General features: G+C 57.4%; 17 protein-coding genes. 4 read left to right on the forward strand and 13 right to left on the reverse strand.

Annotated features, from left to right (window positions below):
- Window positions 1-15: 15 nt before the first annotated feature.
- Complete coding sequence (locus tag ACOTX4_RS01025) at window positions 16-696, reverse strand: LuxR C-terminal-related transcriptional regulator (protein ID WP_045332905.1); 681 nt, start codon at window positions 694-696, stop codon at window positions 16-18.
- 558 nt (window positions 697-1,254) lie between these two features.
- Between ACOTX4_RS01025 and ACOTX4_RS01030 the strand changes: the two genes are divergently transcribed.
- On the forward strand, window positions 1,255-3,030 hold the full coding sequence (locus tag ACOTX4_RS01030) for a S8 family peptidase (RefSeq protein WP_228463676.1): 1,776 nt from the start codon (window positions 1,255-1,257) through the stop codon (window positions 3,028-3,030).
- 32 nt (window positions 3,031-3,062) lie between these two features.
- On the opposite strand, the gene ureG is transcribed toward ACOTX4_RS01030, so the two are convergent.
- From ureG to plsY, 10 genes are all read right to left on the reverse strand, one after another.
- Entirely contained in the window at window positions 3,063-3,680 is a 618-nt protein-coding gene (ureG, locus tag ACOTX4_RS01035; protein ID WP_003862566.1) for an urease accessory protein UreG, read from the reverse strand.
- Between the two features lie 9 nt (window positions 3,681-3,689).
- The gene (locus tag ACOTX4_RS01040) at window positions 3,690-4,364 is read right to left on the reverse strand and encodes an urease accessory protein UreF (protein ID WP_023314875.1); all 675 of its coding nucleotides are present in this window, start codon (window positions 4,362-4,364) and stop codon (window positions 3,690-3,692) included.
- Window positions 4,364-4,903, reverse strand: coding sequence for a HupE/UreJ family protein (locus tag ACOTX4_RS01045; protein WP_003862561.1), 540 nt, complete (start codon window positions 4,901-4,903; stop codon window positions 4,364-4,366). The genes ACOTX4_RS01040 and ACOTX4_RS01045 overlap by 1 nt, the downstream gene beginning before the upstream one ends.
- Before the next feature lie 9 nt (window positions 4,904-4,912).
- Complete coding sequence (gene ureE, locus ACOTX4_RS01050) at window positions 4,913-5,377, reverse strand: urease accessory protein UreE (RefSeq protein ID WP_421635352.1); 465 nt, start codon at window positions 5,375-5,377, stop codon at window positions 4,913-4,915.
- A 9-nt stretch (window positions 5,378-5,386) separates the two neighbouring features.
- Window positions 5,387-7,090: an urease subunit alpha gene (gene ureC / locus ACOTX4_RS01055; RefSeq protein ID WP_045332903.1), complete on the reverse strand. Its 1,704-nt coding sequence runs from the start codon at window positions 7,088-7,090 to the stop codon at window positions 5,387-5,389.
- The gene (locus tag ACOTX4_RS01060) at window positions 7,083-7,397 is read right to left on the reverse strand and encodes an urease subunit beta (RefSeq protein WP_003862557.1); all 315 of its coding nucleotides are present in this window, start codon (window positions 7,395-7,397) and stop codon (window positions 7,083-7,085) included. The genes ureC and ACOTX4_RS01060 overlap by 8 nt, the downstream gene beginning before the upstream one ends.
- 10 nt (window positions 7,398-7,407) lie before the next feature.
- Window positions 7,408-7,710, reverse strand: coding sequence for an urease subunit gamma (locus ACOTX4_RS01065; protein ID WP_003862556.1), 303 nt, complete (start codon window positions 7,708-7,710; stop codon window positions 7,408-7,410).
- A gap of 11 nt (window positions 7,711-7,721) precedes the next feature.
- Window positions 7,722-8,549, reverse strand: coding sequence for an urease accessory protein UreD (locus tag ACOTX4_RS01070; RefSeq protein ID WP_045332902.1), 828 nt, complete (start codon window positions 8,547-8,549; stop codon window positions 7,722-7,724).
- A gap of 156 nt (window positions 8,550-8,705) precedes the next feature.
- Complete coding sequence (locus ACOTX4_RS01075; RefSeq protein WP_045332901.1) at window positions 8,706-10,172, reverse strand: MFS transporter; 1,467 nt, start codon at window positions 10,170-10,172, stop codon at window positions 8,706-8,708.
- Between the two features lie 92 nt (window positions 10,173-10,264).
- A complete protein-coding gene (gene plsY / locus ACOTX4_RS01080) occupies window positions 10,265-10,879 on the reverse strand; it encodes a glycerol-3-phosphate 1-O-acyltransferase PlsY (protein ID WP_003862548.1) in 615 nt (204 codons plus the stop codon).
- A gap of 107 nt (window positions 10,880-10,986) precedes the next feature.
- Here plsY and folB point away from each other — a divergent pair, with 107 nt between their 5' ends.
- Both folB and bacA read left to right on the forward strand, forming a co-directional pair.
- Window positions 10,987-11,355, forward strand: coding sequence for a bifunctional dihydroneopterin aldolase/7,8-dihydroneopterin epimerase (folB, locus tag ACOTX4_RS01085; RefSeq protein WP_003862547.1), 369 nt, complete (start codon window positions 10,987-10,989; stop codon window positions 11,353-11,355).
- A 105-nt stretch (window positions 11,356-11,460) separates the two neighbouring features.
- Window positions 11,461-12,282, forward strand: a complete 822-nt coding sequence (bacA, locus tag ACOTX4_RS01090) for an undecaprenyl-diphosphate phosphatase (protein ID WP_003862545.1) — start codon at window positions 11,461-11,463, stop codon at window positions 12,280-12,282.
- Window positions 12,283-12,295: 13 nt separating this feature from the next.
- Here bacA and ACOTX4_RS01095 read toward each other — a convergent pair whose 3' ends face one another.
- The gene (locus tag ACOTX4_RS01095; protein WP_047654220.1) at window positions 12,296-13,537 is read right to left on the reverse strand and encodes a multifunctional CCA addition/repair protein; all 1,242 of its coding nucleotides are present in this window, start codon (window positions 13,535-13,537) and stop codon (window positions 12,296-12,298) included.
- A gap of 60 nt (window positions 13,538-13,597) precedes the next feature.
- Window positions 13,598-14,218, reverse strand: coding sequence for a TIGR04211 family SH3 domain-containing protein (locus ACOTX4_RS01100; protein ID WP_001303390.1), 621 nt, complete (start codon window positions 14,216-14,218; stop codon window positions 13,598-13,600).
- A 237-nt stretch (window positions 14,219-14,455) separates the two neighbouring features.
- Here ACOTX4_RS01100 and ACOTX4_RS01105 point away from each other — a divergent pair, with 237 nt between their 5' ends.
- Window positions 14,456-15,757, forward strand: coding sequence for an inorganic triphosphatase (locus ACOTX4_RS01105; protein ID WP_045345585.1), 1,302 nt, complete (start codon window positions 14,456-14,458; stop codon window positions 15,755-15,757).
- The last annotated feature ends 7 nt before the right edge of the window (window positions 15,758-15,764 follow it).

Here is a 15,764-nt window from a genome sequence, read left to right on the forward strand (position 1 = left end):
CGCGGCGGGGGAGTTTTATATCCTGATGTCGAAAATCTGGTTCTTGATGATCAGCGAGTAAAGCTGGCAGTCGTTTTGCACATCCAGCTTTTCCATCGCCCGGATCTTATGCGCACTGACTGTTTTGATGCTCAGGTGCATATGTTGTGCAATCTCCTTCAAATTTAATCCGTTACATATCAGACGCAGCACATCGATTTCCCGCGGCGAGAGTTTCTCTATATCTGTCATCTCATGACGAAAAAGCATATTTACCAGCTGGCTTTCGATAAAGATCTCACCTTTAAGAACTGTAGCAATCGCCTGGCTTAATGTTTTCTCGTTGATATCCCGCGACAAATACGATCTGACGCCTTCCTTTAGCGCCTGACGAATAAACATGGTGTTTGCATAGGGCGAGAGCAGGATAATGCTGAGCGCAGGATAAGTCTGATGGAGCCATCTCAACAGCTTCAGACCGTCCATACCCGTGAGAGGAGAGCGATTAAAGCTGGTTGTCAGTGAATAGCTGAGGATAACGATATCGGGGTTATGCTGACCCAGAAGCGACAGAAGTTCTGCGGAAGAGGTTGCTTCACCGGTCAAAACACATCTCTGATTCATGCCTGAGGCGGGTAACGAGAGCGCTTGCATCATTGAGGATAAGCCGCGGCGAATCAACGAGGATTCTTCAGCGATAACGATTTTAATGTCCATAATGATGCGTCGTATTAACCCTTACATGATAATGGCGGGGTTGGAATCCCTCGCAAGATATATCCTTATTAAAATCCAGACTGCGGTAAAATAGCAGTAACAATGAGAGTATTTTTAACGGCGGTGGATGTTGATTATTTCATTATGATTAATCTTTACGGTTTTTGTATCCAGGTGTATCCTCGCGTTGCGAAATATAAAGAAACGAGTTAAAGATTTTTCTTATTCAATTATAGAAAGATCGTTCCCCCAGATTAGGATGCTCTTATTCATCACGGTGCATGTATCACAGATACTGAAAAAGGAGAAATGTCGATTCACAAAGGAACCGTGATTACCATGAAAAAAAGTACCTTGTCCCTTTTTATTTGTGCAGCAATTTCATTTTCCGCTGCGGCAGAAAATCAGGTGCAAAATGAGTTTGCACATGACAATGCGACCTACACAGCAATTGTACTCAAGCTAAAACCCACTACAGGTTTGCTAAAAGCGACAAACAATAAAATTGCCCTGAATGATCCTTCCCTTATCACCACAAATATGTTTAGGCCGACTAATTTGCGGAGTTCAAATCAGTCATCCGAGTTAACGGAACTCAATAAACGCTATGGCTTTGACCGTTATCTGCGTATCGCGTTACCGCAAGATAAACGTCAGGATAAAACCTACATTAACCATATTATTACTGAGCTGGAGCAGAATCAGAACGTAGAGTTAGTTTATCCGGAGGCCGAACCGGTGTCGCTGGATGAAAACGCCCTTACGCCGCAGGTTAAATCTTCGGTAAATAATAATTTAACGTCTGCCGCCGTTCCGGATTTTCGCAATAAGCAGGATTATCTCAAAGCACCTGATGTTAAGCGCGCCGGTTATTATATGGGGGGCGTAAACCGCGAAAGCGTAGATCACTATGCAGGCAGTGCGGGTGAAGGGGTGACGATTATTTCAACGGAAATTTATCCCTGGAATACCCAGCACCTCAACTTACCGCCAATGAGCCTCAGCTCTGGAAAGACAACGTATGTTGAAAAGCAAGATCATGACACCGCTTCTGTCGGGATTATGGCAGCGAAAGATATTGGCACCGGTATTCGAGGGATAAGCTGGAAAAGCCGACTGGGGTACGCGGCCTCAGCGCATAATAACCTCTATAATTTAATTCCGTTGCTAAAAGCTGGCGATGTGGTGCAGATCGGGGTACACGTAGCGGGCGGTTATCCAGCGGGTTGCCAAAAGGATTGCTGGGTGGCAATGGAGTCCGAACCCGCCTATTACGATGTGATTAAAGCGCTGACGGATAAAGGCGTTCACGTTATTGAGGCGGCAGGTAACGGGAACGTCAACCTGGATAGCCCAGGCTTCCAGGGGGAGTTTGACGTGAACGTGCGTGACTCCGGGGCTATCCTGGCGGGCGCGTTTTGTGCAAAAGACGGTAAAAAAGCGTCGTTCAGCACCTATGGTTCGCGCGTCACCAGCTCTGCATGGGGCTGCTGGGACGTAGTGAGCACAGGTTATGGCGATCTCTATAAAAATGGCGGCGTTAACGATTCTTATACCGCGACGTTTGCCGGAACTTCTTCCTCGAACCCGATTATTGCGGGTGTGGTAGCCAGCCTGTCAGGCATCGCCAAAGCCAACGGTATTACCGTGACACCGCGTCAGATGCGTCAGATTCTGGCAGAGACCGGTACGCCACTGGCCAACGGAGATTCGGCAAAAGTGGGTACTCAACCTGACATGGAGCGTGCGGTGGCCCGTATTATGGCGCTCAAAGACGGTAGCACGCCTGTCGCGCCGGCGCCAACGGCTGTGGCAGGCGCAGATTACGCTCTGGTTTCTCCGACCACGGGGGTGATCACCTACGCGCTGGACGGCAGTAAGAGCCTGAATGCCAAATCGTATAACTGGCGTGTGACAAAAGGGGCAGAAACCTTCTCGCTTGAGGCGACACTGAACGGCGCGCTGGTGAAGAGCGTGGACAGCGCGCATGCCTATGCCGTCATTCCTGCCAACAGCGAGGGGGAAGCGACCTTTACGCTGACGACGACCGGCGCGGTTGGGCGAACCGCGACAGACAGCATGACCATCACCGTCAGTAAGCCAGCGGTACCGGCTAAGGATGACACCCCGGCAAAAGATGACACACCGGTAAATCCTGCGGCACCGGCCTATAACGCCAAAATTGCCTATCCAACCCGATGCACCAAAGTGTCCTACAACGGTAAAGTTTGGCTCAACCAGTGGTATGTCAACCCGGGGCAAGAAACGCCGGGAACCGGCGGCCAGTGGGGCGCATGGCGCGAACAAGGGTCTTCCAATAACAGCTGCAAATAACCATCACGGCCTGGCGTTATGCCAGGCCTTTTTCAGATCCGCAGCATCCCTTTCTCTTCCAGAAACGCAATGATCGTCGCCAGCCCGTCACCCGCTTTCAGGTTGGTAAAGGTCCACGGACGCTCGCCGCGCATGCGGTTAGTGTCGCGTTCCATTACCTCCAGCGACGCCCCCACGTACGGCGCGAGGTCGGTTTTATTGATCACCAGAAAATCGGATTTGGTGATCCCCGGCCCGCCCTTGCGCGGGATTTTTTCCCCTTCGGCCACGTCGATGACGTAGATGGTGAGGTCCGCCAGCTCCGGGCTGAAGGTCGCGCTCAGGTTATCCCCGCCGCTTTCGACGAAGATCAGATCCAGATTGCCGAACTTCTCGCTGAGTGCTTCCACCGCCGCCAGGTTCATTGAGGCATCTTCGCGGATGGCGGTGTGCGGACAGCCGCCCGTTTCCACGCCCACGATGCGCTCTGGCTCCAGCGCACCCGCCTCGGTCAGGATGCGCTGATCCTCTTTGGTGTAGATATCGTTAGTCACCACCGCCAGGTGATAGGTATCGCGCATCGCCTTGCAGAGCGCTTCCAGCAGGGCGGTTTTGCCCGACCCTACCGGGCCGCCCACGCCAACGCGCAGGGGATGTTTGTAATCAGCCATATTGACTCCTCAGGAACGGAATAGTCGTGAATATTGGGTTTCGTGGCGCGCGGAGGCGATGGCGGACAGCGGCGTAGCGGCCCCCAGCGCGTCGTCGCCACGTAAAAATGCCTGTTCAAACCCGGCGGCAAAATGGTCGCTCAGGTCGATAATCAGCTGTTGTGCGGCCTGCTGCCCAAACGGCACCAGCTTGACGCCCGCCATCACCGCGCTCTCAATCCAGCTGTAGCCCAGGCTTAGCGCCAGCTCGCGCGCGCTAATGCCCCAGCGCACGCCGAGCCACGCCATACCGCAGAGCTGGCTCTGCGTCAACAGCGGCAACCATTCTGGCGGGCAGGCGGGTTCCCAGCTTTTAATCAGGCGCGTAAAGGCCGCGCCACGGTTGCGTTCTTCATCGCGCAGCTCGCGCGTTTCCCGGCAGGCGAGCAGGTATGCCGTCCAGCGTTTTGCTGTCGCGACGTCCTGCTTCTCGCAGGCACGATAAAGGCGGATAAACAGCGGCAGGTCGACGCAGAAAAAGCTCTGCTCCATCTGCTGGATCTGCCAGCGCCTGAAGGCCTCAGCGTCCGTGACCCACCCGGCCTCAACGGCCCACTCCAGCCCCTGCGACCAGGTAAACGATCCGACCGGCAGGCTACTGCTGGAGAGCTGCATCAGGCGCAGCCGCTGGCGGGCGTGCTCCATCAGCTCATCAGCGCCAGCAGGGCAGAGACGATCAGCCCGCCACCGAAGGTTTTACGCAGGCCGTCGTGACGGCGCAGCAGCAGCCCTGCCGCGAAGCTGGCGCACAGCACCGTGGCGCTGGCTAACATAAACCCGCTGGTGAAGAGCCAGAAGCTGTGGCCGGACATCTCCACGCCGTGCGCCCAGCCGTGGAACATCGCCAGGGCTGGCACCGCCAGCAGCAGGCGATTTTCAGTCTTGAACATCATTACGCCGCAGACCGCCAGCGAGGCGATAATCAGCATTTCCATGCCGCTAAAACCGCCGAGCAGGCTGCCCGCAACGGCGCCAGCAAGCATCATGCCGAGCGTTGCTAACGGCAGCAGCAGCTTGCGGCCGCTCAGGGCGGACAGCACGCCAGCCCCCGTCAGCATCAGCAGGTGATCCAGCCCGGTCAGCGGATGGAGAAATCCGGCCTGGAAGCTGTCGGTCCCGTGGCCCGGATGGGCAAGCGCCGGAACGGAAAAGGCCAGCAGAAACAGCGGTAAATACTTGCGCATGATGAGTCCTTAATGTGAATGAGCGTGGGAGTGGCCATGGCTGTGGGCATCGCTGGTGTAAGCCCCCGCTTCCGGTTCAAACGGCAGGCTGGCGAAGGTCACCTCCAGCCCGAACTGACGCAGCATGTCGTCAAGAACGTGGTCGTGGTGGTAGCGCAGCTCGCATGGCATAATTTGCAGCGGCACGTGACGGTTGCCCAGGTGGTAACAGGCGCGGGCGAGCAGGAACGGATCGGCGCAGCGCACCACGGAAACCGACTCCGGGGCCGCGATCACTTCGATCACCTCGCTGCAGTCGTCGGTGGTCAGCAGATCGCCGCCGCGCAGCAGCAAACCGCGCGGCAGCATCAGCCCGGCTTCGCGACCGTCGTTCAGGGCCACGCGGGCGCGGCTTTTCACCCGCACGTCAATCGGCAGCGTGACGCTGGCGGTAGTCGGGTGTGCGTGGTCCAGGCGTTGGGTCAGATAAATCATCATCACTCCTCAAAACAGGAAATAGCGTTGTGCCATCGGCAGAACGTCAGCCGGTTCGCTGGTAATCAGTTCGCCGTCGACGCGCACCTCGTAGGTTTGCGAGTCGACGGTGATGTTCGGTTGCAGAGCGTTGTGGATCATGTCCGCCTTTTTCACCGTCCGGCAACCTTTCACCACCGCCGTGGCGCTCTGCAAGTTGAGCTGCTGCGGGATGCCGTTCGCACTGGCGGCCTGCGAGATAAACGTCAGCCGCGTGGCGTGGCGCGCGGCGCCCAGCGATCCAAACATCGGGCGGTAATGCACCGGCTGCGGCGTGGGGATCGAGGCGTTGATATCGCCCATCGGTGTGCAGGCGATCATCCCACCTTTGACGATGGTGGCGGGCTTGACGCCGAAGAACGCCGGGGACCAGACCACCAGGTCCGCCAGCTTGCCCGCCTCAATCGAGCCCACTTCATGGGCGATGCCGTGGGTCAGCGCCGGGTTAATGGTGTATTTGGCGACATAGCGCTTCACCCGGAAGTTGTCGTTATCGCCGGTCTCTTCCGGCAGCGCGCCGCGCTGAACCTTCATGCGGTGCGCGACCTGCCAGGTGCGGATAATCACTTCCCCCACGCGGCCCATTGCCTGTGAATCTGACGAGGTGAGTGAGAACGCGCCGATATCGTGCAGCACGTCTTCGGCGGCGATGGTCTCCCGGCGAATGCGGGATTCGGCAAACGCCACGTCCTCGGCGATATCCGGGTCGAGGTGATGGCAAACCATCAGCATGTCCAGGTGCTCGTCGATGGTGTTGACCGTGTAGGGCAGCGTCGGGTTGGTGGAGGAGGGCAGAATATTCGGGTGCGCGCAGGCGGTGATGATATCTGGCGCATGGCCGCCGCCCGCCCCTTCGGTGTGGAAGGTGTGGATGGTGCGCCCGGCGATGGCGGCCAGCGTATCTTCGACAAAACCGGACTCGTTCAGCGTGTCGCTGTGCAGCGCCACCTGGATATCCATCTCTTCAGCGACCTCCAGCGAGCAGTTGATGGCCGCAGGCGTCGCACCCCAATCTTCGTGGATCTTAAGCCCGATGGCACCTGCCGCGATCTGCTCGCGCAGCGCGTCCGGGTTTGAACCGTTCCCTTTGCCCAGCAGGCCAATATTCACCGGCAGCGTATCGGCAGCCTGCAACATGCGGGCGATATACCATGGCCCCGGCGTGCAGGTGGTTGCGTTTGTACCTGCCGCGGGCCCGGTGCCGCCGCCGATCATGGTGGTGACGCCAGAGACCAGCGCCTCTTCCGCTTGCTGCGGACAGATCCAGTGGATATGGGTGTCGATCCCGCCAGCGGTGACAATCTTGCCTTCGGCGGCGATCACCTCCGTTGCTGCGCCAATCGGGATCGTCACGCCGGGCTGAATGTCCGGGTTTCCGGCTTTGCCGACGGCGAAGATCCGCCCATTTTTTACGCCGATATCCGCTTTCACGATCCCCCAGTGATCGACGATCAGCGCGTTGGTGAGCACCAGATCCACGCAGTCGTCGGCGGTCATCTGCCCCTGTCCCATGCCGTCGCGGATCACTTTTCCGCCGCCGAATTTAACCTCTTCTCCGTAGATCGTGAGATCGTCTTCTACTTCGATCCACAGTTCGCTGTCGGCCAGCCGCACTTTATCCCCGGTCGTGGGGCCAAACATATCGGCATACGCCTGGCGTGAAATCTCAGCCATGTTTCACCTCGCCCATGATCTCGCCGCGAAAACCGAAAATGCGCTGTGCGCCCGTCACCTGCACCAGCGTCACTTCCCGCTTCTGGCCGGGCTCGAAGCGCACAGCGGTGCCCGCCGGGATGTTCAGCCGGTAGCCTCGGGTGGCCTCGCGATCGAACTTCAGCGCCGGGTTGACCTCGTAAAAGTGGTAGTGCGATCCGACCTGGATCGGCCTGTCGCCGTGGTTTTCCACTATCACACTTCGGGTTTCGCGCCCGACGTTGAGAGCAATGTTGCCGGACTGGATCCGGTATTCACCTGGGATCATCACGCGCTCCTTACACGATCGGGTTGTGGACGGTGACGAGCTTGGATCCGTCCGGGAAGGTGGCTTCCACCTGAATATCCGGGATCATCTCCGGTACGCCCTCCATCACCTGATCGCGCGTCAGGACGTGGCGGCCGGCTTCCATCAGCGAGGCGACGGTTTCGCCATCGCGCGCGCCTTCCATAATAAAGGCGCTGATCAGCGCGACCGATTCCGGATAGTTGAGCTTTACCCCGCGCGCGAGGCGGCGTTCGGCAACCAGCGCGGCGGTGAACAGCAACAGCTTGTCTTTTTCTCTGGGAGTCAGTTCCATAGCGTTTCTCTTTATGTCTGCCAGATGCGCGGCGAACAGGCGGTTTTGGGGGTTAAAAGCGGGCGAAGCGACTGCCAGATATCGCGCATCACCCGCTGACAAATCAGGTTGTCGTGCGAGAGAAAACGCACCGACAGCAGATCGTCGGTGAGCGTCGCCCCGCCAAAGTTTTCCAGCGGGGCGAGCCGCTCGCGCACCGTGTCGAGATGTGCTTCCCGGGCCGGATAGAACAGCAGCGTGCCGACCCACGGATGGTCCGCGACGGGCGTCAGATCGCCACCGCTGAGATGCAGTCGCTCAATCAGACGCGGCTCGCCATCCACCCACACCTCAAGGCGGCTCTCCAGCGTGCCTTGGCTGAAGGTTTCGTTTATCACCGGACGGCCCAGACAGTACAGCTCCCACGCCAGCAGCGTGCTGGTGGCGTGCAGGTGAAAGACGGAACGCAGCGCGGCGTTAGCGCCGGGGAAAATAATGGTGTCCTGCGGCAGCCACTCCAGCGTGGCCTCTTCGTCGAGGTGAAAATGCTGACTGAGGCAGGCCAGCGGGCCGCTGCTGCGATAGAACTTGCTGGCGCCGGGCATGGTGATGAGGGCATGGCTTTTGGCGTCGAGCCGCACGGAAATATCCAGCGTATCCCCGCCCACAATTCCGCCTGGCGGGTGCAGCAGGTAAAGGTGGCAGGTTTCCCCTTCGGGATAAAACGGACGCTGAACGGTAAGTGGCCCGGTGTGACGCGCGGAATGGAGGAGGGTTCTCTCAGGGGTATGACAAAACTGGAGGGCAAGCGAGGCCTGCCAGCCTTTGTATGAATTATCAGTGACCTGAGTTGCTAACATGGTGCTTCCACTTCCGCACTATCGGGATACGTTTCAGTATGCCCTGGCGGAAATGAAGGCTGTCATATGAGTCGCTTATGGATAAAAAAACCGGCTCATGTGAGCCGGTTTCAGTAATGTAGGCCGGGTAAGCGCAGCGCCACCCGGCAAGAAAGGCTAGCGATAATCCTCTGCATCCACATCATACCCCGACGGCTCCCAGCGGATCGCCAGCAGCGAGGCCAGGCCGATAAACGGCGCCAGCGCAATCACCCAGAACACGGCGGTATCCAGCGAGGCGACCAGCAGCGGGAACAGAAACAGTGATAGCGTTGAACTGCTGCGCATCAGCGTCTGGTTAAGCCCCACACCCACACCGCGCAGCGAGGTCGGGTAGCTCAGAGAGGCAAACGTCATGGTGTGCGCACCCGGACCAAAACCCTGGCCAAACAGGAACAGCGCCAGCATCGCGATGGCGACCACGCCTTCCGTGGACCCGTCAGGGCGGCCAATCAGCGCCAGGCCGAGCAGCGCCGCCAGCTGGCACGCATAACCCGCCAGTGACATCCGCCATGCGCCGAAGCGCGGAACATAGCGCACCGCCAGCAGCCCGCCGACAAACGCGAACAGCAGATTAAGCGCCAGCGAGATCAGAATGGTCGTCAGCATCGACTGCACAAAGAAGCTGGAGATGATCACCGGCAGGCCAAAGGCTACGGCGTTATAGGCGAACGAGGAGACGACCGACAGCAGCGTGGCGAGCGTGGTACGCCGCAGATAGATACCGCGGAACAGGTTCAGGTAGTTCGACCATTTTGCCTTGTTCACAACAGGCGCGGGCTGGTCGAGCGCATCCTGCGGTACGTGGGCATTAATGTTGTAAGACTGCCGCAGGATAGACGCCGCCTCCTTCAGATTGCCCTGATTCGCCGCCCAGACCGGGGATTCGCTCATATAGCGGCTGCGGATGGCGATAATCACCAGCGCGGGCACCGCGCCAAAGCCAAGGATCAGACGCCAGAGCCAGTCGCTGTGGCTTTCCGGCAGCACGGCGTAAAAGAAGAGCACCAGAAGATAAGAGATGCTGATGGCCGCATACCAGGTGGGACACCACATCGCGACGCTGGAGGCTTTATTCCCCGGGCCTTTCAGTCTGGCGAACTCGCTGAGAAACGCCATCGCGACGGGAAGGTCGATCCCAACGCCAAGACCCATCACAAAGCGCGCGCCCGCCAGCACATATTCGTTCGGGGCCAGCGCACAGGCGATAGCGGCAACGACAAAGAATACCATGTCGGCCATAAAGACGCGGTAGCGCCCGATTTTATCCGTAAGATAGCCGCCGAGCAGCGCCCCGACAATCGCGCCAAACGTAATGGCTGAAGCCACCATGCCGGTACCGGCGGGCGTCAGGTTAAATTCGCGGGTGATGTCTTTGATGCCGAATGCCAGCGCGCCGAGATCGTAGGCATCGAGAAAAATTCCCCCGAGCGCGATACCGACCACGATGCGGGCATTGGCCCGGCCCTGAGAGCCGTCATTAACGAGACGTGAAACGTCCGATGCGCTGCGTACCCACCTGATGTCGCCATCCGGGGTGTTTCCTGCCGCTGGAAGGGGAGTTGAATCTGTGATTTCTGCCATTTTCTTTTTGTGTGGTTGTGTTGTGTCTCTAACAGTTACCACAGGCAGAAGGTGACAAAAATCACATTTAGTTATAAGGCATAACGAACGGTTTACTGAGCGTCTTTCTTTTTACGTCTGAGCTTCGTCCAGATCTTCGTTTCCTGACGACGCCACAGGCGTTGAATGTTGTCGTGATGGCGCAACAGGATCAGACACGAGAGCATCGACACCGGGAAGGTAAACTGCGGTTTAAACCACCAGACATAGAACGGGGCGATCAGTGCGCTGACGATGGCGCCCAGCGACGAATAACCGCTCAGCAGGATGGTCAGCAGCCAGGTGCCCGCCATCACGCCGGTGAGATCCCAGCCGATCGGCGCAATTGCGCCAAACGCAGTGGCCACGCCTTTACCGCCTTTAAAACCAAAGAAAACAGGCCAGATGTGGCCGACGCAGGCGGCGATGGCTATCAGCCCCAGCCAGAAGGGTGTGACGCCGAGCGCATACGCGCCCCAGACGGGAAGCATTCCTTTCAGAACGTCAAAAATCAAAACCGCTACGGCTGCTCCCTTGCCGCCAATTCGTAGTACATTGGTCGCCCCCGGATTCCCGGAACCACTTTCACGCGGGTCAGGCAACCCGGCGATGCGGCAGACCAGAATGGCGCTGGAGATTGAGCCGCAAAGGTAGGCGAGGATAATCATTCCAGGCGCGATTGCACTCATAACGCTGTTCCGTTTTGAAAATGTATCTGTATTCTCAGCATCTGTGGATAATACGCATAATTCGCCGGAAGTGGTATCCGGTTTAGCCAAAAAGCAGGCAGGTCGTGATGGATATTGTATTTATAGAGCAACTTTCGGTAATCACCACAATTGGTGTTTACGACTGGGAACAGACCATCGAGCAGAAACTGGTGTTCGATATCGAAATGGGCTGGGATAACCGCAAGTCAGCGAAAAGCGATGATGTGAATGATTGTCTGAGCTACGCCGACATCAGTGAAACGGTCATCGGCCATGTGGAAGGGCAACGATTTGCGCTGGTAGAACGCGTGGCGGAAGAGGTGGCAGACCTGCTGCTGAGCAAATTTAACTCCCCGTGGGTGCGCATTAAGCTAAGCAAGCCGGGCGCGGTGGCGCGCGCCGCCAACGTGGGCGTGATTATCGAGCGTGGCACAAATCTGAAAGGAAAGATTTAACGTCATAATAGCTAAACCATTTTAGGTTATATCGGTCTTAGAGCTGTATGTTTCACGGTAGCCGTTGTGGCAACCGTTTTTTTATATCTTTTTAGGGGTTTATAGATGAGCGATATGCACTCGCTGCTGGTGGCGGCAATACTGGGTGTGGTCGAAGGATTGACGGAGTTTTTGCCGGTGTCCAGTACGGGCCATATGATTATCGTTGGCCATCTGCTGGGCTTTGAAGGCGATACCGCAAAGACGTTTGAGGTGGTGATCCAGCTGGGCTCTATCCTGGCGGTGGTTGTGATGTTCTGGCGTCGTCTGTTTGGTCTGATCGGCATCCACTTCGGGCGTTTGCCGCAGCGTGAAGGAGAGGGCAAGGGGCGTCTGACGCTGATTCATATTCTGCTCGGGATGATCCCGGCAGTGGTGCTGGGGCTGGTGTTCCACGACACCATTAAATCGCTCTTCAACCCGATTAACGTGATGTACGCGCTGGTTGTCGGCGGCTTCCTGCTGATTGCCGCCGAAGTGCTGAAGCCAAAAACCCCGCGTGCGGAAGGTCTGGACGATATGACGTATCGTCAGGCGTTTATGATTGGCTGCTTCCAGTGTCTGGCGCTGTGGCCGGGCTTCTCCCGTTCAGGGGCAACCATTTCCGGCGGGATGCTGATGGGCGTGAGCCGTTACGCGGCGTCTGAGTTCTCGTTCCTGCTGGCGGTGCCGATGATGATGGGCGCCACCGCGCTGGATCTCTACAAAAGCATCGGCTTCCTGACCGTGGGTGACATTCCGATGTTCGCCGTGGGCTTTATCACCGCCTTCATTGTGGCGCTGATCGCCATCAAAACCTTCCTGCAACTGATTAAGCGTATTTCGTTTATTCCGTTCGCGATCTACCGCTTTATCGTCGCGGCTGCCGTGTACGTGGTCTTCTTCTGATGACCGACCGCCCTCAGTCTTTCGGCTGAGGGCAACGTTTTTCCTTCCACGCCGCAACCGCATCAATCCGCCGCTTCGTCAGCTCTTCGCGGATCTCCGGGCCTTTAAACCCTGCCTCCACCACCTCTTTCGTTGGCACCGCTTTCGCTACGTCCCACGCCTCACGCAGCAAACGACCCTGCGGATAATCGGACGCTTCAAACCCGGTGCGGCCGCGCACGTCGGCTTCGCTGGTCAGCGCAATTTGCTCCACGCGCTGCGGCTTGCGCCAGGCGTCGATGTTATCGAACAGCCTGACGATGGTGGCGGGTTTCAGGATCGGGAAGGTGTGGATCAGGTCGTGGAACTCGGCGACCAGCTTTGCCAGATCGCGAATGTCATTCGGCACGCGCAGGCGCTGGCAAATCCCTTCAACCAGCTTTACGCCAGCCGGACCGTGCCCGTGATGGCGTGGCCACAATTCCTTTGGCGTTAACCCTTTGCCGAGGTCATGGCAGAGAGTGGAAAAGCGCACGTCCACTTCAGGACTGAGCATAGCGGCCATGCTCAGCGTCATCAGGGTGTGAATGCCGGTATCAATTTCCGGGTGCCATTTCGCCGGGGCGGGCACGCCAAACAGCGCATCTATTTCCGGGAACAGCACTTTCAGCGCCCCGCAGTCGCGCAGAACCTGGAAAAAGATCTGCGGATTACGGGTAGTCAGGGCGTTTTCGGTCTCTTTCCAGACGCGTTCTGGCGTCAGGTGTTCCAGCTCGCCCGCGTCGGTCATGGCCGTCATCAGCGCCATCGTCTCGTCGGCGATGCGGAAGCTGAGATGGGCATAACGGGCGGCAAAACGCGCCACGCGCAGTACGCGTAACGGATCTTCAGAAAAGGCGGGGGAAATATGGCGTAAAAGACGGTCGCGCAGATCGTTCTGGCCGCCGTAGACGTCGATAATATGGCCGTTTTCGTCCTGCGCCAGGGCATTAATGGTGAGATCGCGGCGCAGTAAGTCCTGCTCCAGCGTCACATCCGGCGCGGCATAGCAGGTGAAGCCGGTATAACCGGAACCGGATTTCCGTTCGGTTCGCGCCAGGGCGTACTCTTCCCGGCTTTTCGGATGGAGGAACACAGGAAAATCGCGGCCTACCTGCTGGTAGCCCGCGTCAATCATCGCTTCGGGCGTGGCACCGACCACGACCCAGTCTTTATCTTTGACCGGCAGACCTAATAACGCATCACGTACCGCACCACCGACCAGATAACTCTTCACGCCAACACTCCCGTTTTCTCTTTTCGCAAGATGATACGTAAGTGTGGCAGAGAAGACGAGTTAGTTCATCCAGCGGTCTTTACGTTTACGGCTTGGGATAAGGTGAGGAAGCACCAGACCCAGCACCAGACCGACGCCCAGCACTCCGCCGCCATACATAAACCACTGCATGATGATGGTGCGTTGTTTGTCATCCAGCTGTAGATTCGCGGCGTTCACTTTCTTCTGCGCGACGATCAGCTCATTTTTCAGCTTCTGATTTTCATCTTTCAGACCGGCGATCACGCTGTCGCTTTGCGCCACTTTCTGCTGCATCTCTGCGGTGCGCTGGTTCCAGGTGCCGTCGATGTTGTTCAGCTTGTCAGTCAGGGTTTTCACCTGATTTTCCAGATCCGGCACGCGGGTGCGCAGGCTTGGCACCGTGCTCAGCTCTTTCAGCGGGATCCATGAGGTGCGGCCAGAGCTGTCACGAACCTGACCGTAATTGGTGTCTGCATTGGTTTGCAGCAGAGTCACTTCCTCGCCGGCATTTACCGTACCCACGAGGCGATAATTGTCTCCAGGGCCGCTGCGTACCCAGGTATTCAGTTCATCAGAAACGTAACGTTTCTCTTCAGCGTGGACCGCGGTTGCGGCGCTAAAAGCGAGTAAAGTAAGTCCAATCAGGCGTAATTTAAGCATATCAGTCGTTATTTTCATAAAAAGTGGAACGATAGTAGTGGTATCAGTGTCGCTACGCAAAGGATTCATCATCAATCGGAATCATCTGTGTCATGATTTCCACCGCTTTAAACTTTTACGCCCGTCAAATTGCTCATTGCGTGGCAATTTGGCGCAAAATACTATGTACTGACAAACAAATGGCGAGGAAGTTCGCCTTCATCGACGCGTCTGTGACGCACGCAAAAGTACAAGGCTATGGCACAAGAGATCGAATTAAAGTTTATCGTCGAAAAAGACAGCGCTGACGCGCTCCGCCAGCATCTGAATACGCTGTCCGGCGAGCACCATGAACCCGTACAGCTGCTCAACATCTATTACGAAACGCCGGACAACTGGCTGCGCAACCATGATATGGGCCTGCGCATCCGGGGTGCGAACGGGCGCTACGAGATGACGATGAAAATCGCCGGTCGCGTGGTGGGCGGTTTACACCAGCGTCCGGAATACAATATCGACATCAGTAAGCCAGAACTTGAGCTGGATCGTTTTCCGGCGGAAGTGTGGCCGGAAGGAACGCTGCCCGCAACGCTGTCGGCAGAGGCGCAACCGCTGTTCAGCACCGATTTCTGGCGCGAGAAATGGCTGGTGACGGAAGGCAAGAGCCGCATTGAGATCGCGTTTGATCGGGGTGAAATTAAGGCTGGTGAAGAGCAGGAGCCGATCTGCGAATTGGAACTCGAACTGCTTGATGGCGACGCGAGCGATGTGCTGAAGCTGGCGCGCAAGCTGGTGAACCAGCCTGGACTGCGTCAGGGCAGCCTGAGTAAAGCGGCACGCGGCTATCACCTGGCCGCCGGGAATGCGCCGCGCGTGCTGCGAGAAACCCCGATTCTGCGCGTTGTGCCGAAAGCCTCCGTTGAGCAGGGGATGGAAGCGGCGCTGGAGCTGGCACTCTCTCAGTGGCAGTACCACGAGGAGCTGTGGGCGCGTAACGTGAAAAATGCCAAAAAACAGGTGCTGGCCGCTATGGGGCTGGTACGTCATACCCTGACGCTCTTTGGCGGCATTGTACCGCGTAAAGCCAGCACTCACTTACGTGATTTGCTCACTCAAACCGAAACGCTGATGCTTTCCGACGTGTCGGCACAAACGGCGATCTACAGCCCGCAAAACGCCAGCGCGAAACTGGCGCTGACCGAATTTCTGGTGACGCGCGGCTGGCGCACCTTCCTCGATGCGAAAGGGCAGACCAAAATTGCGGAAAACTTCAAACGTTTTGCGGATATCCACCTCTCCCGTCACGCGGCCGAACTGAGAACCACCTTTGCGCATCCGCTGGGCGACCAGTATGGCGATCAGCTTCCCCGCCTGGCGCGTAACATCGACAGCATGTTGCTGCTGTCGGGTGCGTATGAGGGCGTGAAGGCGCAGGCCTGGCTGGAGAACTGGCAGGGGCTTAAGCATGCCATCGAGACCCGTCAGCAGATTGAGATCGAGCATTTCCGCAACGAGGCCATTTCGCAGGATCCGTACTGGCTGCACAGCGGAAAACGTTAATTCTGGC

The sequence above is a fragment of the Enterobacter cloacae complex sp. IR5459 genome (assembly GCF_049238005.1).
Taxonomy (GTDB): Bacteria; Pseudomonadota; Gammaproteobacteria; order Enterobacterales; family Enterobacteriaceae; genus Enterobacter; species Enterobacter hormaechei_C.